General features: G+C 71.9%; 16 protein-coding genes and 1 pseudogene. 8 read left to right on the top strand and 9 right to left on the bottom strand.

The window, feature by feature from the left end; translation table 11 throughout:
- The first annotated feature begins 298 nt into the window (after positions 1 to 298).
- Positions 299 to 973 carry a helix-turn-helix transcriptional regulator gene (locus tag WH07_RS03570; protein WP_408645795.1) on the top strand — a complete coding sequence of 225 codons (675 nt, stop codon included), beginning with the start codon at positions 299 to 301 and terminating at the stop codon, positions 971 to 973.
- Between the two features lie 526 nt (positions 974 to 1,499).
- Here WH07_RS03570 and WH07_RS03575 read toward each other — a convergent pair.
- The 3 genes from WH07_RS03575 to WH07_RS03585 form a co-directional block, all read right to left on the bottom strand.
- On the bottom strand, positions 1,500 to 2,183 hold the full coding sequence (locus WH07_RS03575) for a hypothetical protein (protein ID WP_046495167.1): 684 nt from the start codon (positions 2,181 to 2,183) through the stop codon (positions 1,500 to 1,502).
- Positions 2,184 to 2,615: 432 nt separating this feature from the next.
- Entirely contained in the window at positions 2,616 to 3,302 is a 687-nt protein-coding gene (locus WH07_RS03580) for a hypothetical protein (protein WP_157877183.1), read from the bottom strand.
- A gap of 124 nt (positions 3,303 to 3,426) precedes the next feature.
- Positions 3,427 to 5,010 (bottom strand): glycosyltransferase family 39 protein, encoded by a 1,584-nt coding sequence (locus WH07_RS03585; RefSeq protein ID WP_232788700.1) that lies wholly within the window; start codon positions 5,008 to 5,010, stop codon positions 3,427 to 3,429.
- Between the two features lie 379 nt (positions 5,011 to 5,389).
- On the opposite strand from WH07_RS03585, the gene WH07_RS03590 reads away from it, so the two are divergent.
- On the top strand, positions 5,390 to 6,658 hold the full coding sequence (locus WH07_RS03590) for a hypothetical protein (protein WP_046495172.1): 1,269 nt from the start codon (positions 5,390 to 5,392) through the stop codon (positions 6,656 to 6,658).
- A gap of 74 nt (positions 6,659 to 6,732) precedes the next feature.
- Positions 6,733 to 7,551 (top strand): M23 family metallopeptidase, encoded by an 819-nt coding sequence (locus tag WH07_RS03595; protein ID WP_046495174.1) that lies wholly within the window; start codon positions 6,733 to 6,735, stop codon positions 7,549 to 7,551.
- A 153-nt stretch (positions 7,552 to 7,704) separates the two neighbouring features.
- Here the strand turns inward: WH07_RS03595 and WH07_RS03600 are convergent, their stop codons facing one another.
- Positions 7,705 to 8,487, bottom strand: a complete 783-nt coding sequence (locus WH07_RS03600) for an FAD:protein FMN transferase (RefSeq protein ID WP_332836339.1) — start codon at positions 8,485 to 8,487, stop codon at positions 7,705 to 7,707.
- A 178-nt stretch (positions 8,488 to 8,665) separates the two neighbouring features.
- On the opposite strand from WH07_RS03600, the gene WH07_RS03605 reads away from it, so the two are divergent.
- The 5 genes from WH07_RS03605 to WH07_RS03625 all read left to right on the top strand — a co-directional run bounded on the left by WH07_RS03605 (position 8,666) and on the right by WH07_RS03625 (position 15,368).
- Positions 8,666 to 9,415, top strand: coding sequence for a response regulator transcription factor (locus WH07_RS03605; RefSeq protein ID WP_046495176.1), 750 nt, complete (start codon positions 8,666 to 8,668; stop codon positions 9,413 to 9,415).
- A 41-nt stretch (positions 9,416 to 9,456) separates the two neighbouring features.
- Complete coding sequence (locus WH07_RS03610; RefSeq protein WP_046495178.1) at positions 9,457 to 10,962, top strand: sensor histidine kinase; 1,506 nt, start codon at positions 9,457 to 9,459, stop codon at positions 10,960 to 10,962.
- Between the two features lie 114 nt (positions 10,963 to 11,076).
- Positions 11,077 to 12,423 (top strand): 6-phospho-beta-glucosidase, encoded by a 1,347-nt coding sequence (locus WH07_RS03615; RefSeq protein ID WP_046495180.1) that lies wholly within the window; start codon positions 11,077 to 11,079, stop codon positions 12,421 to 12,423.
- A 341-nt stretch (positions 12,424 to 12,764) separates the two neighbouring features.
- Positions 12,765 to 14,237 (top strand): DUF2252 domain-containing protein, encoded by a 1,473-nt coding sequence (locus WH07_RS03620; protein ID WP_046495182.1) that lies wholly within the window; start codon positions 12,765 to 12,767, stop codon positions 14,235 to 14,237.
- Positions 14,238 to 14,318: 81 nt separating this feature from the next.
- The gene (locus WH07_RS03625) at positions 14,319 to 15,368 is read left to right on the top strand and encodes a zinc-binding alcohol dehydrogenase family protein (RefSeq protein ID WP_046495184.1); all 1,050 of its coding nucleotides are present in this window, start codon (positions 14,319 to 14,321) and stop codon (positions 15,366 to 15,368) included.
- A gap of 36 nt (positions 15,369 to 15,404) precedes the next feature.
- On the opposite strand, the gene WH07_RS03630 is transcribed toward WH07_RS03625, so the two are convergent.
- The 5 genes and pseudogenes from WH07_RS03630 to WH07_RS03650 form a co-directional block, all read right to left on the bottom strand.
- On the bottom strand, positions 15,405 to 17,810 hold the full coding sequence (locus tag WH07_RS03630; RefSeq protein ID WP_046495186.1) for a glycoside hydrolase family 65 protein: 2,406 nt from the start codon (positions 17,808 to 17,810) through the stop codon (positions 15,405 to 15,407).
- A gap of 2 nt (positions 17,811 to 17,812) precedes the next feature.
- Positions 17,813 to 18,574 carry an HAD family hydrolase gene (locus tag WH07_RS03635; RefSeq protein ID WP_046495188.1) on the bottom strand — a complete coding sequence of 254 codons (762 nt, stop codon included), beginning with the start codon at positions 18,572 to 18,574 and terminating at the stop codon, positions 17,813 to 17,815.
- A gap of 251 nt (positions 18,575 to 18,825) precedes the next feature.
- Positions 18,826 to 21,291, bottom strand: coding sequence for a phosphoketolase family protein (locus WH07_RS03640; protein ID WP_079022916.1), 2,466 nt, complete (start codon positions 21,289 to 21,291; stop codon positions 18,826 to 18,828).
- Between the two features lie 155 nt (positions 21,292 to 21,446).
- Positions 21,447 to 22,247, bottom strand: coding sequence for a hypothetical protein (locus WH07_RS03645; protein ID WP_079022917.1), 801 nt, complete (start codon positions 22,245 to 22,247; stop codon positions 21,447 to 21,449).
- Positions 22,244 to 22,637 (bottom strand): annotated as a pseudogene (locus WH07_RS03650) (serine/threonine protein kinase); the annotation flags it as partial. The pseudogene WH07_RS03650 and the gene WH07_RS03645, both read right to left, overlap by 4 nt.

The raw sequence follows: 22,637 nt of genomic DNA on the forward strand, positions 1-22,637 counted from the left end.
TCAAAGGAGGCTCATTTGAGGGATGCACGCCCTGTCGGCCCCGCCCGGCATGCCGGGATTTTCCCGTCCCGCGTCGCCGTCATTGCGGACCGAACCTCCCCCGCGTTCGACCACAGCTTTAGCACGATGAGCAGGGGAGCTTGTTGACGGGCGAGTGCGAAGTTATCTAGTCTCAATTCGGTAAATCGATAACCGGTCAATCAGTACGCGTAGGCCGGATGCCGCTTTATTCGACGCATAGCGTCACTGTCAATTTCCAGAGAACCGGGGGACCCGAAAGGATGGCGGTCTCGTGGCGATTGCTGCACTTGCAGACTCGGCGCAGCTCCACCCCAGCGAACTACCCGACCAGGACGGGCACGGAGGCGCCCAGCAGTTCGACCAGCCGGGGCTCTGTATGGCCTCGCTCGACCCGGCTCTGACCATCCAGCAGGCGAACCAGGAGTTCTTCCGCCGGTTCGGCGACTCCTCGTCCGACCTGTGCGGACGCAGCTTCCGTGAGCTGGTCCACCCCAGTGTGCAGCAGCCGCTGATGAGACAGTTCTCCCGGCTGGTCGAAGGCAAACGGCAGCGGTTCGCCTCACATGTGGTGGCCCTGGGCCCGGAGGACTCCGCGTTCGCAGGCACCCTGACGGCCGCGGCCGTAAGCGGGGAGAGCCCCGACGTGGCCGCGATCCTGGTGCTGATGCGCTCGTCGCAGGACTCGGCCGACGCGGGTGTGCTGACCAGCCAGAAGAAGATCCTCACCGAGATCGACGCCCGGATCCTCGAAGGCATAGCGGCGGGTCTGTCGACCATTCCGCTGGCCTCACGGCTCTATCTCAGCCGGCAGGGTGTCGAATACCACGTCACCGGTCTGCTCCGGAAGCTGAGGGTTCCCAACCGGGCCGCCCTGGTCTCCCGCGCGTACTCGATGGGCGTTCTCAACGTCGGTACCTGGCCGCCCAAGGTTGTCGAGGACTTCATCAAGTGATATGGCCGGTCCGCCGGACCGTAGGGACTGGCCCGGCGCGAAAGGCTCCGCCCGCACAGAACTGTGGACCCCCACCGGGGCACCGCTGCTCTGTGCGGGCTTCCGCGTTTTCGCGGGACCCGGCGGGCGGGATCGCGGGCTTATTGGCGCAGACCTATCCGTACGCCTGCCCGTTTTTGGCCACTCGTTGCCTGTTCGCGCGATCATGGAGCCCACCGCAATTGCGCTCCGAACGCCGGGTTTCCGGTTATGAATTCGAACAAATTGACCGCCGTGTGGTTTTACTCACCTGGCCGTGTGGTTTTACTGCCCGATTCGACCGGCGATTTCTGATAGGGCGCCGACGGGCCGGTTCCGTGAGCCGGGAACCGTGATCCGGTGTGCGATGCACGCAGATATGTTTCCCTGACACGGCGCACGACCGGCCTTTCCCGTACATTGCCCGGTATTCCGGCCGGTGACAGCAGAATCCGGACGGACGGTAACCGCGGCCTCCGGGGCCGGGCGGCCCCGGACGGGTCCACGGTCAGTCCTGGACGGCCTGGTAGAGACCGCGGCCGGCGCGATGGGCCCGCGACGAGCCGACAAGACGGTCGAGGGTGCTCCGTACGGCGTTGATACTGCCCGGACTGTCGTCCCGGCCCAGCACCTGCGCCACATCACGGGCCCGGACCGGGGTGTCGCCCGCGTCGGCCAGGACCGTGAGGATCTGCTCGGTCAGACCCCCGGCGGGCTGGTCCGCCGTACCGGTGTCCGCGACCGCCTTCTTCGCCGTGCGCCGCTTCCGCTCCTTCGGCGCGTCCTCGGGCGCGGCGTCCTCCGCCGCCTTCCGTCCCGCACGGGCCCGTGGAATTCTCGGCCGCACAGGTGCTTCCTCGGTGTCCGTACCGTCGGTGTCCGTACCGGCTTCCGAGTCCGCCTCCCCGTCGGGCGCCTCGGCCGACGGCTCCGCGGGCTCCGCGGCCGGGGTGTCGCTCTCCGCCGGTGTCACGGCCTCGGCCGCCTCGGACGCGGCACCTTCCGTCACCTGGGGAGCGAGTGACAACGCCTGCAAGGCGCTCAGCGCGGCACGCACCGAGTCCAGGCGTTCGGTGACGGTCGCCAGTTCCGTCTGAAGTGTCCGCTGTTGTGCTTCCAGCTTGGGGAGTTCGCCCAGGAGGAGAGCTGTGGTCGTCTCGATGCTGCCCGGCACGCCGGATACGGATGTCATGGTGTCGCCCTTTCGTTCCGGGTCACCACTTGACCCGTCGGTGACCGCTGTACAGCAGCCTAGGGCGTGTCGTGTTGGGTCGGTCAACACGCGGCCCACTGTCGTTGTCGCCGGGTCAAGGCGAAATGCGGACATCCCCGGTGGCTCAACGGCATCGCGGACGGAAAACGCTGCTGATACGGCATGACACCGGATCCAGGTCCGATGACACCGAAGGTCCGTGCCCGGTGTTTTCGCTAGTGTTTTCGTACCGTCCGCAAGTCACGGTGGGGCGCGCCCAGTTCGGCCCTGAGCCGGGCAGTGTCCAGCGGTTCGTGGCACCGCCCGGCGACCGGGTGTTTTCCTGCCCCCGGCCGCCGCCACCCCGTACCGAGGTGCTCGGGAGGTCACTCCTCCTCCGAGCCCTCGTCCTCCCCCTCGCCCTCGAAGGCGTCACCCAGCGGTCGACCTCGGTGTTCCATTCCATGTGCGGGACGTTGTGCGCGTACCGGGACGGCGGGGGCAGCTCCGTGTGCGGGGACCTCCGGCGGTTATACGGGGCCGGAGGGCGCGGTCGGTGCCGGGACGGCCAGGGCGAGGTTTCCGGATGGCGAGTTGGTGATGTGCAGCTCTGCAGGTGGTCCACCGTGGTGCCGTGCCGGGCTCGTCGGAGGACGGGAGTTCGGCAGCAGCCGATTCGGGAGCGGCCGATTCGGTCGGGGGCAGCTGGGCGGAGAGGAGTCCGGTGGAGGGCAGTTCGGTCGAGAGCGCCGTCAGCAGTCCGGCGACCATCTCCCCGGCGCTCCGCACACCCGGCATCCCGAGACCGCTGTCCTCGTCCTCCGGAAGCTCGGCGAGCACCCGCAGTTCGCACAGCGGATCGGTCAGCAGGAGCAGCCACTCGGCCGCCTCCTGGTCCAGTGGCCCAGCCACTGGACCACCGTCGGCCGCGCGCGTTCCGTCGACTCCGGGGATGGACCTGCCTCCGGCGCCGAGAGCGGCGCCATGCGTGCCGCCCCAGTAGCAGGGGACGAACGAGGCGTCCGGGAAGCGTTTGGCGAGTGCCGTGGTGATCAGCGTGGACAACTGGTCGTAGCGCTTGCGGCGCACACCGGTTCCATGGACGAAAATGAAACGCACGCCGACAAGCCCCCCGATCTTCACTGCCAGTCAGAAAATGAGGATAGTCCGTGAACGGCCCGCGGGCAGACGCTTGCGGTTTTGCCCGTACGGTACGAGTGCCGTGCCACGGGCCCCAGTTGGGTCAACAGGTGCCGGGTCGCGCGTACACCGTGATCCGGGCCTCCGTCACCGTACGGCCCGCACACTCCTCGAAGTGGTCCCGCAGTGTCTCGCGCTTGACGACCTCCCCCTCGGCCTCCTCCAGCGGCTGCCCGGGCAGATCGTGCACGGCGACGATCCGCCGGGCGGCCAGGACGCGGGCCCTGATCCGGCCGGGGGTGAACTCCGTACCGTGCAAGGTGTCCGAGGCGACCGGGGAACGCTCCAGCGCGAGATCCGACAGCCCCCGGAACTCCTCGGGCCGCGCCAGCGTCCACACCCGCCGCCGGGCCGGCATGAAGAGCAGACCGTCCCCGGGCCGCCCCGCCTCCCGTACCGCCCGTGCCACCGCGACGGCGTCGTTCAGGCGGCTCTGCGGAGTCCGCAGATACGCGCCCACCGGGAACAGCGCGGCCAGCGCCGCCCCCGCTGCCGCCACGGTCACCGACACGCGCAGCGCCCGGGGGCGGTCGGCCTCGCGCCAGATCCGGTCGAGCGCAGCGCCGACGAGCAGGGCGAGGCCGATGGTGTACGAGAGCACATAGCGGTCCACATACAGCGGCCGCACGGGGATCAGCAGGATGAGCAGCGCGGTCGGCAGGACCAGCAGGGAGAGCGCGAGCGTCCGCAGCGCGACCGCCCCCCGCTGCCCCGCATCGGACAGCACCGCATCGGACAGCACCGCATCGGACCGCATCCCATTGGACCGCACCGCACCGGAGGACCGCCCCGCGCCCGCGGACCCCGCGGGCCCCAGAACCCGCGCGCACAGCAGCCCCACCAGCGCCGCGATCACCCACTGCGCCGTCTGCCAGGGGTCGGGAAAGCCGATCCAGTCGACCTGTCCGGACTGCGTGGCACTGAAGGCCGCGAGCGGAAGCACCCCGGCGATCACACTCCCCGCGGCGATGCCCCAGCCGCGGATCACCGCGTGCGGCAGCCCGGACCGGAACACCGCCGCCCCGTGCGCCAGCAAGGTCAGGACCGCCAGCTCATGGAGCAGACAGGCGGTCAGCAGAAGGGCGGCGTACGCGGTCCAGCGGAGCTTTCCCGGCCGGGCCGACGCGGCCGGGAGCAGACAGGTCGCCCAGGCGATCAGTATGCACACCAGCGCGTACGAACGCCCCTCCTGCGCATACCGCTGCACCGCCGGGATCAGCGGAAAGACCAGACCGGCCAGCACGCCGGCGCGGGGCCCGGCGAGATTCCGCCCGAGCAGGGTGACCGCCACGGCGGCCACGGCCACCGCGACGACGGACGGCAGCCGCAGGACCGCCTCCCCGCCGTCCCGGAGCGCGAACACCCCGTGCATCAGCAGGTAGTAGAGACCGTGCACGGCGTCGGCGTGCCCCAGCGTCCGCAGGATCTGCGGAACGTCGCGGTGCGCCATCTCGTACGTGACCGCCTCGTCCGCCCAGAGCGTGCCCCGGCGCCGGATCCCCCACAGCCCGAGGACCAGCGCGAGGGTGAACGGCGCGACGGCGAGGGCGAGCGCGACCCGCGACGGCTCGCTTCGCGGCAGCGCGCCGGGCACCGCCTCCCGGCCCGGTTCCACTGGTAGGGACACAGGTCGACCATGCGTGCCGTGCCCGGTGTCCGCGAGCAGGGGACGGCCAATGGGTGGCGCCGGTCCCGCCCGGAGAGCCGCCGGAGCCCCGAACCGGCCCTGCCGGCACCGCTGTTCGTCGGACCTCGGCCGAACGGCGGCCGGGCCCCGGTCGGCCACCGGCCGTCGGCCCGCCGAACGGATCCGTCCGGACGTGAAGAACCCTGGCATCTCTTGTCGTGGACATGGCGGGATCGCTACGGTGTGCCGGGCCGTGCCATCCCGGCGCGGCCCGTTCACCACGCCCTGCGCCGGCCGCCCCCCACGCGTGCGCCACGGGAACCCCCTGCGTGCGTCACCGGGAGGGCGTTCGCCCGGCCCGGAACGCGAGAGGTATCCGATGCGCCAGAGACGTCAGCTCCACCGTTCACTGACCGGAGCCCTGTCCGCACTCGTCTGTCTGGGGCTGGCGGTGACCGCGCCACCGGCCGGGGCCGCCGACACCCAAAAATCCACGCGCGTAGCGTCCGACGCCACGCCCGCCCCCGTCACCTGGAACGCGGGTCTCTCCCGCGTCGACGCCGACGATGTCAACGTCCGCTACACGCACGGCGCGCTCCGCGTGGAGCAGCGCGGCTTCCGCCCCGCAGCCGAAGGCGGCGACGCGGGATACGGCTCGCAGGTGCTCGCGCCCAGGACGCTCGACAGCCCCGTCAACCGGGTCGAGGCGCGGCTCTCCGCCGACGTCCCCTCCGGAGCGCGCGTGGCCGTCGACGTCCGTGGGCGTGCCGAGGACGGCTCCTGGACCGAGTGGCGCGAAACCGCCGCCGACGGGGCCGCGGTGACCCTGCCCCGTACCGTCACCGCTGTCCAGGCCCGGATCACCCTCTGGGACACCGAAGGACTGATACGGGTCCGTGGCCTGCGGCTGACCGCCGACCGGGGCCCCGAGCCGCGTACGCCCCGCGCCGCCGCCGCGTTCAGCGCCCGGGTCTTCGCCACCCGCGAGGGGCTCGTCGGCAGGACCACCGCCAACGGCCATGTCATCCAGCCGAACGACCACTTCGTGGCGCTGCCCTCGCGCCGCGGCCTCTCGCCCAACGGCAGCGGCCAGTACTCCGTGCAGGTCTGCGGCCCCGCCCGCTGCGAGACCGCGCCCGTCTGGGACGTCGGCCCGTGGAACACCCGGGACGACTACTGGAACCCCTCCTCGGTACGGGAGAGCTTCAAGGACCTGCCGCAGGGCAAGCCCGAGGCGCAGGCCGCGTACGAGAACGGCTACAACGGCGGACTCGACGGCTCGGGACGGCGGGTGCTCAACCCGGCCGGCATCGACCTGGCCGACGGCACCTTCGCCAATGTCGGCCTGCGGGACAACGGATGGGTGACCGTCACCTACCTCTGGACCGGCCCGCAGACGGGCAAGTCCTTCCCCACCTGGGGCACCGACGTACGCATCAGGCAGCAGGCCACGACGGCGTCCCCCGAGGTGGCACGGCTCGCCGGGCCCACCCAGGTCAACGTCAGGTGCCAGGTCCACGGGCAGCGGATCACGGTCGACGGCATCACCAATGACGCCTGGTCCTATCTGCCGGACTACGGCGGCTACATCACCAACATCTACATCGATGTCCCCGAGCAGTGGCTGCCGGGCGTCCCCCAGTGCTGACCCGGCCGAGCAGTCCGTACACCGCCGCGCACCGGCGCGCCCCCGCACACCGCCACGGAAAAGGAGCACTCCCCATGCGTACGCGTTCCCGACGGCTGCTGACCGTCCTCGCCGCCGTGCTCCTGGCACTCGTCGGCCTCACCGCCGCCCCTGCCCAGGCGCGTCCCGGGCCTGGCGCGGACATCGCGCTCGCGGCCCCGAACTTCAAGGCGCCCTACCCGTGCGGGCAGCGGTGGACCCTCAGCCACCACTCCGCCGAGGTGCGCCGGGCCCTGGACTTCGTACGCGCCGACGGCGGCGCGACCGCCGGAACCCCGGTCCTGGCCTCCGCCGCCGGCACCGCGACCCGGATGTCCCAGCCCAGCGGCGCCGGAAACTACATCGTCATCGACCACGGCGGCGGCTGGACCACCTACTACTTCCACCTGGCGTCCTACTCGGTGCCCAGCGGCGCCGTCGTCGCCCAGGGCCAGCAGATCGGTGTCACCGGCTCCACCGGCAACTCCACCGGGGCACACATCCACTACGAGCAGCTCCTGAACGGCGTGGGCCAGAACATCGTCATCAACGGGGCGGGCCTGCCGTACCCCTCGCAGTACAACCAGTCGTACCTGACCAGTGACAACGGCTGCGGCGGGGGCGGCGGGAGCAACTTCCGCACCTGGGGTACGGACATCAGGGTCAGGGCCGACGCCTATCTGACCTCGCCGGTCGTCACCGTCCTCGCGGGACCGACCAATGTCGTGGTGCTCTGCCAGAAGCAGGGCAGCACCGTCACCGCCGAGGGCTACACCAACAACTGGTGGAGCAAGCTCCGTGACCAGGGCGGCTACATCTCCAACATCTACATCGACCACCCGGCCGCACAGTTGCCGGGCGTGCCCGTCTGCTGACGGCTTCCGGACGGTACCGGTACGACAGGCGGTACCGGTACGACAGGGCCCCCGCCCCGAGGGGACACTCCGGGGCGGGGGCAGTCATTCGCACACTCCGCGGCGTACAGGACTTCGGAGGAACGGGACTCCGGCGGAACCGGAACGGGACTCCTACGCGGGGAACCCGGCGCTCCGCCACGTCTCGCCGTCCGCCGTGACGGCCAGCAGCTCGTACCCGTCCTGGGACGCGATCCACGACCGCGCCAGATCGCCCATCGCGAAGGCGGCCGTGGCGAAAGCGTCCGCCTGGGCGAGCCGGGCGCCCGCCACCGTGGCCGACAGCAGCTCCGACGCCGGCAGGCCCGTACGCGGATCGATGATGTGGCCGCTCCGCTCCGCCGAACCCGAGGTCGCCACCGCCAGATCCTGGCCATGGACCACCGCGATGAGCTGATCCCGGTACACCGGGTGGGCGATACCGACCCGCCAGGCCACGCCCGGCGCTGTCTCGCCCCGGAGCTGGAGATCGCCTCCGGCGTCGATGTACGTATTGCGCGCCCCGGCCTCGTACAGCATCCGCGAGGCGTGTTCCACCGCCCATCCCGTGACCACACCGGACGGATCGAGCCGGCCGGACGCGGTGGCGGTGAAGAACCCGTTCGTGTCCCGGGTCGCCACATCGCAGAGCGCGAGGACCTCCGCCACCATGTCCGGACACTCCTCCAGGGTCGTCTCACCGTGCGCGAGCCGGTTGATGGTGCTGTCGGCGCGGTGCGTGGAGAAGACCGCGTCCACTTCGTGCAGCCAGAGCACCGCGTCCGTGAGCGCCCGCCCCACCTGCTGGGTGACGGGGTCATGGATGTCGAAGGAGAACACCGTCCCCATGGCGTGCTCGAAGTGGCGCAGACCCGGATGAGGACTCTGCTTGCTCTGCGGGTCCTGTTGGGTGATCACCGCGTTTCCCTCTCTTGGCGAGGCATGGTGCCGTTTAGTGGCGTAAGTCACACCGTCGCAAGCCGACCTCTGAGGAACCTCTGAAGACGCGGGAGCCGGCCCCGCGCGCCGCCACGCCGGTGACGCGGGGGCCTGCCTGCCGGTGTCGGTGATCGGGGCGAGGGAAGCTGGAACCACCATGCACAGTGACGCCTATGACGCGAGCTCCGCCGCCTCTCCCGCCCTGAGCAGGCCCGACGGCACTCCGGTGCGGGTCCTGGTCGTCGACGACGAGCCCGACCTGACCGAGGTCCTCGGCGCGGCGCTCCGCTACGAACAGTGGGAGGTACGGAGCGCGGGTGACGGCGCCTCGGCGGTCCGTATCGCCGGTACGTTCCGCCCCGACGCGGTCGTGCTCGACTGGATGCTTCCCGACATGAACGGCCTGCGGGTCCTGCGTGAGCTGCGGGCCGTCCTGCCGGACGTCTGTGTGCTCTTCCTGACCGCCCGCGACACCGTGGAGGAGCGGATCAGGGGCATCACCGCAGGCGGCGACGACTATGTGACCAAGCCCTTCAGCCTGGAGGAGGTGCTGGCCCGGCTGCGCGGACTGCTGCGCAGGGCCGGTATGGCCCGGGAGCCGGGCGGCGACCGGCTGGAGGTGGGGGATCTGGTGATGGACGAGGACGCCCGCGAGGTCAGCAGGGCGGGCGTCCCGGTGGAACTGTCCCGTACCGAGTTCGAACTGCTGCGCTTCCTGATGCGCAACCCGCGCCGGGTGCTGTCCAAGGACCAGATCCTGGACCGGGTCTGGTCGTACGACTTCGGCGGCCAGGCGCATGTCGTCGAGCTGTACATCAGCTACCTGCGCAAGAAGATCGACGCCGGCCGCACCCCGCTGATCCACACGGTGCGCGGGGTCGGTTACGTACTGAAGCCGGACGCGTGAGCGGCGTGGACCCCGTCGGACCCACGAGTCCTCCGGGCACCATGGGCCGCGCGGCCCGGGCGGTCCGCGCGACGCGCGCCCTGCTCGACCGGCTGCCGCTGCCGCGCACCCTCAAGGCCCGGCTGACCATCGGGCTGCTGGCGCTGCTCGCCCTCGCCTGCCTCGCCGTGGGGCTGATCACCGTCACGGCGCTCGAAAGGTTTCTGCTCAACAAACTGGACCGCCAACTGATCGCGGCCGACGGCCGGTTCGCGGAGAGCCTGGAGCACGAGGCGCACCCGGATGCGCAGTATGTCGCCGACACCCGGGGCCAGGCGGAGGGCACCTTCGGCGCCCGGCTGCTGTTCGGCGTCGTGACCCAGGCGTCCATGGTGCACGGCGAGACGCATGTGCCGGTGCCGGTCACCCCCGCCGACCGGGCCGCGCTCGCCGCCGTGCCCCGCGACGGCAAGGGCCACACCATCCATCTCTCCGCCCTCGGCGACTACCGCATGGTCTCCGAGGGGGGCGACGAGGGCGACACACTCCTCACCGGGCTGCCGTTCGCCCGCGTCATGGACACCGTGCACCGGCTGGAAGCCGTGGAGACGGCCGTCTTCGCCGCCGCGCTGCTGATCACCGGGGTGCTGGGGGCGCTGCTGGTACGGCTGTCCCTGCGGCCCCTCAGCCGGGTAGCCGCGACCGCCACCGAGGTGACCCGGCTGCCCCTGGCCAGCGGCGAGGTCGCCATGCCGCCCCCGGTGCCGGACACCGACACCCGTACCGAGGTCGGCAGGGTCGGTGCCGCGCTCAACCGGATGCTCGGCCATGTCGGCGACGCCCTCTCCCGCCGCCACGCCAGCGAGGAGCGGCTGCGCCACTTCGCGGCCGACGCCAGCCACGAACTGCGCACGCCCGTCGCCACCGTGCGCGCCCACGCGGAACTCGCCCTGCGCCATCCCGGGGCCGTGCCCGACGACGTCCTGCACGCCCTGGAGCGCATCCACTACGAGAGCGAACGGATGAGCGGTCTGGTCGACGATCTCCTGCTGCTGGCCCGCCTCGACGCGGGACGTCCGCTGGGGCGCGGCACCGTCGACCTCACCCGGCTCGCCCTTGACGCCGTCAGCGACGCGCGCGCCGCCTCGCCGGACCACCGCTGGCTGCTGGAACTGCCCCGGGAACCGGTGACCGTCACGGGCGACGATCACCGCCTCTACCAGGTCGTGGCGAACCTCCTGGGCAACGCGGGTACGCACACCCCGCCGGACACCACCGTGACCCTGGGTATCGCTGCCGCCGGGGCCTTCGCCGAACTCACCGTGACGGACACCGGACCCGGCATCCCCGAGGAATTCCAGTCGGAGGTCTTCCAGCGGTTCAGCCGCGCCGACCAGGCGAGGCAGCGGACCGCCGGGGGCACCGGCCTTGGCCTTGCGATCGTCGCCGCGGTGGTCGCCGCCCACGGCGGCACGGTGGAGGTGACCAGCCGTCCCGGACGCACGGCCTTCGTGGTACGGCTGCCGCTCCCCGGGCCGGATGCGGAGACCGGGGACGCCGGCCCGTAATGTTGCACGCTGTGCCGGACGAGTGACGGCACGGATGGACGACCATGCCTCCGCGGGGGAGGCCGGAGCGAAGGTGGTACGGGGCATGATGCCGGTCAAGAAGGCGGTCTCGGCGTGCAGTTGACGATTCTCGGCGGCGGCGGCTTCCGGGTGCCGCTGGTGTACGGCGCGCTCCTCACCGACCGTGGAGAGGGCCGTGTCACCCGGGTCACCCTCCACGACCTCGACCCCGCCCGGCTCTCGGCCGTCGCCCGGGTCCTGGCCGAACAGGCCGCGGGCATCCCCGACGCCCCCGAGGTCACGGCCACCACCGATCTCGACGAGGCGCTGCGCGGCGCCGACTTCGTCTTCTCGGCGATCCGCGTCGGAGGGCTCGAAGGGCGCGCGGCCGACGAGCGGGTCGCCCTGGAGCTGGGCGTCCTGGGCCAGGAGACGGTCGGCGCGGGCGGCATCGCGTACGGACTGCGGACCGTGCCCGTCGCCGTGGACATCGCGCGGCGCGTGGCCCGGCTCGCCCCCGACGCCTGGGTCATCAACTTCACCAACCCGGCCGGTCTGGTCACCGAGGCGATGTCCCACCACCTCGGCGACCGCGTCATCGGCATCTGCGACTCGCCCGTGGGCCTCGCCCGCCGCGTCGCCCGGATCCTCGGAGCCGACCCGGACCGGGCCTCGGCGGACTATGTGGGCCTCAACCACCTGGGCTGGCTGCGCGGACTGCGGGTCGACGGACGCGACGAACTCCCGCGTCTGCTCGCGGACCCCGAGGCCCTGGGCTCCTTCGAGGAGGGCAGGCTCTTCGGCCCCGAGTGGCTCATGTCCCTCGGCGCGATCCCCAACGAGTATCTGCACTACTACTACTTCAACCGGGAGACGGTCCGCGCCTACCAGGAGGCCGAGCAGACCCGCGGCGCGTTCCTCCGCGACCAGCAGGCCCGCTTCTACGACGAGATGGCTCTGCCGGACACCCCCGCCCTGGCGGCCTGGGACCGTACCCGCGCCGAACGGGAAGCGACGTACATGGCGGAGAACCGGGACGCGGCGGGCGTCGGCGAACGGGACGCCGACGACCTGGAGTCCGGCGGCTACGAGAAGGTCGCCCTCGCCCTGATGCGTGCCATCGCCCGCGACGAACGCACCACGCTGATCCTCAATGTCCGCAACCGCACCACCCTGCGGGTGCTCGACGAGGATGCGGTCATCGAGGTGCCCTGCCTGGTGGACGCCAACGGCGCCCACCCGCTCTCCGTCGCGCCCCTGCCCGGCCACGCCACCGGACTGGTGTGCGCCGTCAAGGCCGTCGAACGCGAGGTCCTCGCCGCCGCCGGGAGCGGCTCCCGCGCCACCGCCGCGAAGGCGTTCGCGCTGCACCCGCTGGTGGACTCGGTGACCGTGGCACACCGCCTGGTCGAGGGCTACACGAGCGTCCACCCCGGCCTCGCGTATCTGAAGCGGCCCTAGGGCGTGTCTTCAAAGTCCCGTCTGCCCGACGACGCCTGGCACGCACGCTCGCCGCGTTGTCGGGATCATCCAAGTACGTCCAGTACGAGGATGACCCTCCGCCTTGCGATCGCACGCACCAGACGCCGTCGGCCCCGCCCTTCGGGCGGACGACGCTACTTTGAAGACACGCCCTAGGGCCTCTCGTTTGGATCTTGCTGGGCTCTCCAGCCAGATCCAAACGAAAGACCCTAGGCGCCCGCGGGGCCACGGAGCGGAGATGCGGGCGGTACCGGCCCGCGGGGAGAATGGGAGGGCGGCGGACCCGGGGGAGTCCGGCGAGCGCATGGGAGGAGCACGCCATGAACCGCGCCAGCGAGAGCCCGGCCCACGCATCGCACCTTCCGCCCGGGGAACGCAGGGACCACCGGGACCACCTCGACCACTGGCCCCACCTCACGCCCCGCGAACGCGCCGACCGCGGCAGGGCCGCCCGTAAACAGGTGCCCCGGTCCAGCCACGCAGGATTCGCCCCGGACATGGGCCGCCCCGACCCCCTCAAGATCATCGAGGAGCAGTCCGCCGCCCGCGTCCCCGAACTCGTCCCCATCCGCTACGGCCGGATGGCGGAGTCACCGTTCCGCTTCTACCGGGGCGCCGCCGCGATCATGGCCGGCGACCTGGCCACCACCCCCTCCTCCGGCCTCACCGCGCAGCTCTGCGGAGACGCGCATCTGCTGAACTTCCGGCTGCTCGCCTCCCCGGAGCGGCGCCTCGTCTTCGACATCAACGACTTCGACGAAACACTTCCCGGCCCCTGGGAGTGGGACGTCAAACGCCTCGCCACCAGCCTGGTGATCGCCGGGCGGGAGAACGGCTTCCCGGAGCGGGACCGCGCGGGAATCGTCGGCGCCGCCGTACGGTCGTACCGCACGCACATGCGGACCTACGCCGGCATGGGCAACCTCGACGTCTGGTACGCCCGCGGCGACGCCGAGGAGCTGCGGGCGGTGACGGACACCCAGCTCGGCAAGCGGGGCCGCGGCCAGTTCACCAGGGCCATGACCAAGGCCCGCGGCAGGGACAACCTCAAGGCCTTCGCGAAGCTCACCTGCCTGGTCGACGGCGAGCGCAGGTTCGCCCCCGATCCGCCGCTGGTCGTACGGCTCGACGACATGCTCCCGGGCACCGGACGGGACATCCTCGCGGGCGAGCTGCGCGACCTCGTCAACCGGTACGGGCGGAGCCTGTCCTCGGACCGCAGACACCTCCTGCACGGATACCGCGTGGCCGACATGGCCCGCAAGGTCGTCGGCGTGGGCAGCGTCGGAACGCGCTGCTGGATCCTGCTGCTGCTCGGCAAGGACGACGAGGACCCGCTGATCCTCCAGGCCAAGGAGGCCGACCGGTCGGTGCTCGCCGAGCACGTCGCCCCGAGCGCCTACGACAACCAGGGACACCGCGTGGTCGCGGGACAGCGCCTGATGCAGGCCGTCGGCGACATCTTCCTGGGCTGGGACCGGGTGTACGGGCTCGACGACCGGCGCAGGGACTTCTATGTGCGCCAGTTGCACGACTGGAAGGGCATCGCCGAGCCGCAGGGCATGCTGCCCCGGGGGATGCGCGTGTTCGGCGGACTCTGCGGTGCCACCCTCGCCCGCGCCCATGCCCGCTCCGGGGACCGGATCGCCATCGCCGCCTACCTCGGCTCCGGTGACACCTTCGACCGCGCGCTCGCCGCGTTCGCGGAGAGCTACGCCGATCTGAACGAGGCCGACCACCGCGTGCTGACGGACGCGGTGAAGTCCGGCCGGCTGCCCGCACAGGCCGCGTGAGCGCCTCGGCCGCCCGAGTATGAGCCCCGGCAGCGGCGGTGACCGTTTGCCTCGTACACGTACCCGCCGCACGCTGGACATATGGCTTCTCCCGCGTCCACCGCCCGCACCGCGCCCGTCCCGGACACCCTTGGTGCCTGGGCCGTCGAGACGCCAGGCCCGATCGCCACAGGCCCGCTGGTCCATCTCCGCCGCAGAACACCCGTCCCCGGCCCGGGCGACCTGCTCGTACGGATCGAGGCCTGCGGTGTGTGCCGTACGGACCTGCATCTCGCCGAGGGCGACCTGGCCCCGCACCACCCCTCCACCGTCCCCGGCCACGAGATCGTCGGCCGGGTGATCGCCGTCGGCGACGCCGTCACCTCGTACCGCACCGGCGACCGGGTCGGCGGTGCCTGGCTGCGAGGCACCTGCGGGACCTGCCGCTACTGCCGTTCGGGCCGCGAGAACCTCTGCCCCTGGTCCGTCTACACCGGCTGGGACGCCGACGGCGGCTTCGCCGATCTGACCCTGATCCCCGAGGCCTTCGCCTACCGGCTGCCGGTGTCCCGGGACCCCGCCCTCCTCGCGCCCCTCCTCTGCGCCGGGATCATCGGCTACCGGTCGCTGCGCCGCAGCGCGCTGCCCGAGGGAGGCCGTCTCGGACTGTACGGATTCGGCGCCTCCGCCCATCTCGCCGCCCAGGTCGCCATCGCCGAGGGCGCCACCGTCCATGTGCTGACCCGGTCGCCGCAGGCCCGTGAACTCGCCCTGGAACTGGGCGCCGCCTCGGCCGCCGACGCCTACGACCGGCCTCCCGAGCCGCTGGACTCGGCGATCCTGTTCGCCCCGGTCGGCGATCTCGTACCGGTGGCGATGGAGGCCCTGGACCGCTCCGGCACCCTCGCCATCGCCGGAATCCACCTCACCGACATCCCGGGGCTGAACTACGAGCGCCATCTCTTCCAGGAGCGGAATCTGCGCAGCGTCACCTCCAACACCCGTCAGGACGGCCGTGGCTTCCTGGCGCTGGCCGATCGCATCGGCATCCGGGTCACCACCACCCCGTACCCGCTGAGCCGTGCCGACCGGGCGCTCGCGGACCTGGCGGCCGACCGTGTCCAGGGCGCCGCCGTCCTCGTACCCGGCTGACGTAAGGGGGCCGCTGTACGGGACGGAGCGCCCGCCTCATCCGCCGGGCAGCTCCAGCCAGCGGGTCGCGCCCGGCGCGACCGTCGACACCCGGCCGCCCAGCACCACCCGTACCGGCTCCCCGTCCGGCGCCGGCACCCCGATCCGTACCCGCCCCGTCCGGATCCGCAGGTCCACGTCCCAGTGGTTCCGGTACCGGATGCCCACCCGGAACTTGGAGAGCTGCGGCAGCGGCGCCGGATCCAGCCACAGCGCGTTCTCCCGGGTCTCCAGACCGGTCAGTCCGCGCTGCACGAAGTCCAGGGTCCCCGCCATCGCGCCCAGATGGATGCCCTCCGCCGTGGTGCCGCCCTGCACGTCCGCGACATCCCCGGTCAGCGCCTCCCTTGCATACGTCCACGCCTCGTCCCGGTGGATCCGCGCCAGCACCCACGCGTGCACCAGCGCGCTCAGCGTGGAGCCATGGCTCGTACGACGCTCGTAGTACTCGACGGTGGTACGCCAGAAGTCGTCGTCGAGCCGGTGGCCCAGCCGCCGGAAGAGACCGGACAGCTCGCCGGGCGAGAACAGATAGCCCAGCATCAGCACATCGGCCTGCTTGGACACCTGGTAGCGGTTGACCGTGTCGCCCTCGGCCTCCAGGATCCGGTCCAGCCGCCGGATGTCGCCGTACCGCCTCCGGTACGCCGCCCAGTCCAGCTCGGCCAGCCTGCCGTACCCCGCGAACTGGCTGATGACACCGCGGTGGAACGGCACATGGAGCCTGCGCGAGATGTCCTCCCAGCGGTCCGTCTCCTGCCGGTCGAGCTGGAGCCGTTCGAAGAGCCGGCGGCGCCGCGAGGCGGGCAGCGCCCGGCACAGCTCACGGGCCCGCGCCAGCACCCAGGCCGCGGTGACATTCGTATAGGCGTTGTCGTCGAGCCCCGGCGCGGTCGCCCCCGGATAGGCGTCGTGGTACTCGTCGGGGCCCATGACACCGCGGATCCGGTACCGCTCCAGCGCCGGGTCCCACTCCGCGATCGCCGCCCAGAACCGGGCGATCTGGAGCAGTGTCTCCGCGCCTTTCGTGTGCAGGAACTCCAGATCGCCACTGGCCTGGCAGTACTGCCACACGTTGTACGCGACCGCCGAGCCGACATGGTGCTGGAGGCGGGAATGGTCGGCCACCCAGCGGCCGGAGCGCGGATTGAGATGCAGCTCCTGGCTCTCCTCGCGCCCGTCGCTGCCGCTCTGCCACGGGAACATCGCCCCCACCCGGCCCGCCTCCCGCGCCGCGCGGCAGGCCGCGGGCAGCCGCCGGTGGCGGTAGCCCAGCAGCGCCCGGGAGACCTCGGGGAAGTGCAGATTCAGATACGGCAGGACGAACAGCTCGTCCCAGAAGACATGCCCGCGGTACGCCTCGCCGTGCAGCCCCCGCGCGGGCACCCCCACATCCAGCTCGGCCGTGTGCGGGGAGAGCGTCTGGAGGACATGGAAGAGGTGCAGGCGCAGGATCCGGCCCGCCTCGCCCGGTACGTCCAGCGTCGACCTGCGCCAGATGTCCTCCCAGGCACGCTGGTGCGAGGCGAGCAGCCGCGAGAAGCCGGGCGCCCGCAGCGCCCCCTCGACGGCGGCGGTCAGCGGATCGCTGATCGCCGGGTCGCGCGAGGTGTACAGCGCGACCGTCTTGTCGACGGTCACCGTCTCGCCCGGCGCCATCGGGACCGTCAGCCTCTGGAAGGCCCGCCGGGCCGTCAGCCGGGTACGCGGCCGGCCCGCCGCGACGCCCCCGCGCGAGGCCCGGGTGCGCGCGGCGAGCGCCACCCCGATTCCGGAGTTGACGGTCAGGCAGCGCAGCCAGAGGGTGTCGCCGTGCTCCAAGCCGGTGTGCCAGTGGGCGAGATGACGGTTCGCGAGATCGCCGTAACGTTCCACCCCCGCGTTGCGCACATCGCCGTCGAGCCCCGACTCCACCTCGACGCTCCCCGCCCACCCCTCGGCCGTGAACGCCGTGCGCTGCGCGGCGAGATGCGGCTCTCCCATGTGCACCAGCCGGCACTGCTCCACCGTCAGCCGCCGCCCGGCGCCGTCCTCGTACACCGAACCGCGGACGAGGGTGCCCTGCCGCAGATCCAGGGTCCGCCGGTGCTCGACCAGCCCGGCGCCGTCGGGCGACAGCCACGGACCCGGCTCCCCGCCCTCGGGGATCACCCGGTACCGCAGCGGCAGCCAGTCGGGGAGATTGACCAGGTCCTCGTTCTCGATCCGGCGTCCGGCCACCGTGGACACCAGCCGGTTGTAGCAGCCCGCCACATAGGTGCCCGGGTAGTGCGCGGGACCCGAGGAGGTCTCGGAGGCCGCGCCCCGGGTGGCGAAATAGCCGTTGCCCAGCGTGCACAGCGCCTCGCGCAGCCGCTCCGATTCCGGGTCGTACCCCTCGTACGTCCAGGTCCAGGCACGCATGGTCAGTCCCCGCCCGCGGTCAGCAGCTCGCCGGGGTCCCCGACCACCGCGTCGGCGCCGTGCCGCCGCAGATCGGCCGCGCTCGTCGGCCCCGCCGTACGGTCCACACCGATCACCAGGCCGAAGCCGCCGCGCCTGCCCGCCTCCACCCCGGCCAGCGCGTCCTCCACGACCGCCGCGTCCCGCGCCGCCACGCCGAGACGGTGCGCGGCTTCGAGGAAGAGCGCCGGATCCGGCTTGCCGGGCAGACCGAGCCGCGCGGCCTCCCTGCCGTCCACCACCGCCCGCAGCAGACCGAGCACACCGGCCGTGTCGAGCAGCTCGGTCGCGTGCCGGGACGCCGACACGGCCGCGCACGGCACCGCCGCGTCACGCAGCGCCTTCAGCAGACGTACGGTCCCGGGCCAGACCGCGACCCCGTCGGTCCGCAGCCGTGCGGTGAACAGCTCCTCCTTGCGGGCCGCGACCGCCCGCACCGTACCCGTGCCCGGCGGGTCGTCCGGTGCGCCGAGAGGCAGGGACAGCCCGCGCGCGGCCAGGAACGCCGCCGCCCCGTCCTCGCGGGAGCGGCCGTCGACATGGCGGCGGTACTCCTCCACCGCGTCGAACGGCGGGGCCGCCCCCGCGACGGCCAGAGCGGCGTCGAACGCGCCCTTCCAGGCCGCCGCGTGGAGCCGGGCGGTATCGGTGATCACCCCGTCGGTGTCGAGGACCACGGCCCGCACGGAGCGCAGCAGCGGTGCCGGGAACGGCGCACCGGCCATGGACCGTCCCTTCGTGGAAGTACCAGGCGTCGCGAGCCGGACAGGGCCGAGGGCGTGTTGCGAAAGTAGCGCCGTCCGCCCGGAGGGCGGGGCCTGCGGCGTCCGGTGCGTGCGATCGCAAGGCGGAGGATCGCCCGCGTACTGGACGTACTCAGGCGACTCCGACAACGCCGCGAGCGTGCGTGCCGGGTGTCGCGGGCCAGGCGGGACTTTCGCGACACGCCCTCGTCCCATGGCACCACGACTTCCCGTCACAGGCGCGTCGTGGGATAGATCTCGCTGTCCACCGGAAGCGGCTGCCAGGTCCAGTCGGTCACCTCGGGCAGATCCGTACCGTGCTCCCGGATCCAGGCCTGGTGCCGGAACCGGGCGTCCTCCATCGCCTGCCGCGCGTGGGTGGCGCGCACCGCCAGCCCAGGGACCCGGTCGATGACATCCATGACCAGCCGGTAGCGGTCCAGGTTGTTGCGGACCACCATGTCGAACGGCGTTGTGGTGGTGCCCGACTCCTCGTAGCCGCGCACATGCAGATTCCCGTGGCCGGTGTGGCGGTAGGCGAGACGGTGGATCAGCCAGGGATAGCCGTGGTACGCGAAGATCACCGGCTTGTCGCGGGTGAACAGCGCGTCGTACTGGCTGTCGGACAGACCGTGCGGATGCCGGCTCTCCGGCAGCAGCCGGGCCAGATCCACCACATTGACCACCCGGACCGCGAGCCGCGGCAGATGGCGCCGGATCAGCAGCGCGGCGGCCAGCACCTCCTGGGTCGGCACATCGCCCGCGCAGGCCAGCACCACGTCCGGCTCCTCGCCCTCGCGCTCGGTGCCCGCCCAGGACCACACTCCCGCGCCCCGTGCGCAGTGGGCGCGCGCCTCGTCCAGGGTGAGCCAGTCGTAGCAGGGCTGCTTCCCCGCGACGACGACATTGACGTAGTCCCGGCTGCGCAGCACATGGTCGGCCACGCAGAGCAGGGAGTTGGTGTCCGGCGGCAGATAGACCCGTACGACCTCGGGCGCCTTGTTCAGCACATGGTCGATGAAACCGGGGTCCTGGTGGGAGAAGCCGTTGTGGTCCTGGCGCCATACGTGCGAGGTGAGCAGATAGTTGAACGAGGCGATCGGGCGCCGCCAGGGCAGCCCGCGGGACACCTTCAGCCACTTGATGTGCTGGTTGACCATCGAGTCGACGATATGCACGAAGGCCTCGTAGCAGGAGAACAGCCCGTGCCTGCCGGTGAGGAGATAGCCCTCCAGCCAGCCCTGGCAGGTGTGTTCGGAGAGGATCTCCATGACCCGGCCGTGCCGGTCGAGATGCTCGTCGACACTCAGCGTCCCCGCCTGCCACGCCTTGCCCGACGCCTTGTAGAGGCCCTGGAGCCGGTTGGACGCCGTCTCGTCCGGGCCCACCACCCGGAAGTCGCGGCGCCCGCTGGTCGCCTCCATGACAGCTTCGAGCACATCGCCCAGCACCCGCGTCGGCTCGTGCAGGGTGACACCGGGCCGGTCGACCTTCACCGCGTACGGTTCGAGCTCCGGCACGGGCAGATCGCGCAGCAGCAGACCGCCGTTGGCGTACGGAGTGGCGCCGAGCCGCAGTGTGCCCTCGGGGACACAGGCGAGGACCTGGGGGCGGGGCCGCCCATGGCCGTCGAAGAGTTCCTCAGGGCGGTACGAGCGCAGCCACGCCTCCAGTTGCCGCAGATGCTCCGGGTTCTCGCGGACGCCCGCGAGCGGCACCTGATGGGCGCGCCAGGTCCCCTCGACCGGCAGTCCGTCCACGGTGGCGGGCCCGGTCCATCCCTTCGGCGTCCGCAGGACGATCACCGGCCAGCGGGCCCGCCCGGTGGCGCCCTCCTCCCTGGCCGTGCGCTGGATCAGCGCGATCCGGTCCAGCGCGGTGTCCATCGCGCGGGCCATGTCCCGGTGCACCGTGTCCGGATCGTCGCCGCCGACATGCAGCACCTCATGGCCGTAACCGCGCAGCAGCTCGTCCAGCTCCGCCTCGGGGATACGGGCGAGCACAGCCGGATTGGCGATCTTGTAGCCGTTGAGATGGAGGATCGGCAGCACCGCGCCGTCGTGCACCGGGTCGAGGAACTTGTTCGAGTGCCAGGACGCGGCCAGCGGTCCGGTCTCCGCCTCGCCGTCGCCGATCACACACGCCACCAGCAGATCCGGATGGTCGAACGCGGCGCCGTAGGCATGGGAGAGGGAGTAGCCCAGCTCGCCGCCCTCATGGATCGAGCCGGGCGTCTCGGGCGCCACATGGCTGGGCACCCCGCCGGGGAAGGAGAACTGGCGGAAGAGCCGGGCCATGCCCTCCCGGTCCCTGCTGACGTCCGGGTATACCTCCGAATAGCTGCCTTCCAGCCAGGAGTTGGCCAGGACCGCCGGGCCGCCGTGGCCCGGCCCCCAGACACAGACGGTGTCCCCGCGCCGCGCCTTGATGACCCGGTTGAGATGGGTGTGGACGAGATTCAGTCCGGGGGCGGTGCCCCAGTGGCCCAGCAGCCGGGGTTTGATGTGTTCGGGGCGTAGCGGCTCGGTCAGCAGCGGATTGCCCATGAGATAGATCTGGCCGGCCGCCAGATAGTTGGCGGCACGCCAGTGGGCCACCAGGGCGGCCAGTTCCTCGTCGGTGACGGCGGCCGCCGCGCCGTCCGTGGGCTCGGTCGTTGGGGTGGCCGTGGTCCGTTCCGACGTACTCGCCTCGCGCATGGCTCTCCTCCGCGGCTGGTCGATGTCCCGGCCAGCCTTGTTGCGGGCGAGCGGCGCCCGCTAGGGCCGTTCGGGCAACGGGCCAGGCCCGAACGGGTGATGCCGGTCGGGCCGGCCGCCTCGGCGCCGGTCTTCCGCGGATGCGGTGGGCGGGGTCAGGGACAGCGGTAGGTGATGTGGGTGACCGCCGTGTGCCGGGAGGGTTCGGTGATCCGCAGCTCGGCCGTGGCGCGGTACTCGCCCCGGCCCCGGAAGGTCCACAACAGACGCAGCCGCGTCTCGCCCTGGCCCTGTGCCAGCTTCTCGTGCAGCGTGCCGGAGGAGGTGCCGTCGCTGCGTATCCAGCGGTAAGTGAGGGTGCCGGGGCGGCCGTTGGTCCGCACGGTGGCGACGATGTCCGACGTGCCGTCACACTCCGGCCCGCGTGCGGCGGTCCGTACGGTCACGTCCCGCACGGCGAGGGCGGGCCCGTACCGCTGCCAGGCGAGATACAGCAGTACGGCGAGCAGGACCGCGGCGGCGAGCGCGTACCGGCGCAGGCCTCCGGCGCGGCGTTCGGGCTGGCGCCGCGGTTCCGCGGGCTGTCCGGGCGGGCTGCCGGCCCAGAGGGCCGCGGTGGTGTTCGCGTGGTGACGGTTCCGTACGGCGGCGGTCACCCCCGGTCCGAAGCGGAGGATCTCCCCCTCGATCCGGTCGGGCGCCGGCACGGGTGCGGCCGACGGTGCGGGCACTGGATCCGGGGCCGGTTCGGAGGCGGGGCCGGCGTCGGAGTCAGGGCCCTGGAACCAGTGGCTGCCGAGCACGGTCGCGCTGTACGTATCGGCTGCGGAGCCCGATCCGGCCCCGGCCCCGATCTCGGCCCCGGTCGCCGGTTCGGGGCGGATGTCCTCCGGCGGTCCGTCCGGGCGTCCGGGTTTTCCGCCGTCGTGGCCGTAGGGGATACGTGGATCGCTCATGAGATCGTGCACCGCCGGGTCAGGATCTGCTGAGAGGCGGCGCCGCTCGCGGCGGCCGGGTCCGTGGCCGCCTGCATGCCCCAGTAGCAGCCCTGCTGCCGGAAGGTGTGGTCGAGCGGGACCGAGTACTGCGTGGCGCCCTCGCGCCGGACGGTCTCCGCGCCGTCCTGGGCGCCGAGCTGACCGTATGCCTCGCCGGTGAACCAGGTGACGACGACGGTGATGGGACCGGTCCCGTCCGTGACGATCTCGACCGTGCCCGTGGCGCTCGCCGTACCCGTCTGCCGCAGACCCGTGACGGAAATGGCCTTCACCTGTACGGGCTGTTCCGTCGGAGCGGTGGTGCTGGGCGTGACCGAGGGGGTCGGCGTGGACGGGGCGGGTGTGGAG

This window comes from Streptomyces odonnellii (assembly GCF_000981895.1).
Classification (GTDB): Bacteria; Actinomycetota; Actinomycetes; order Streptomycetales; family Streptomycetaceae; genus Streptomyces; species Streptomyces odonnellii.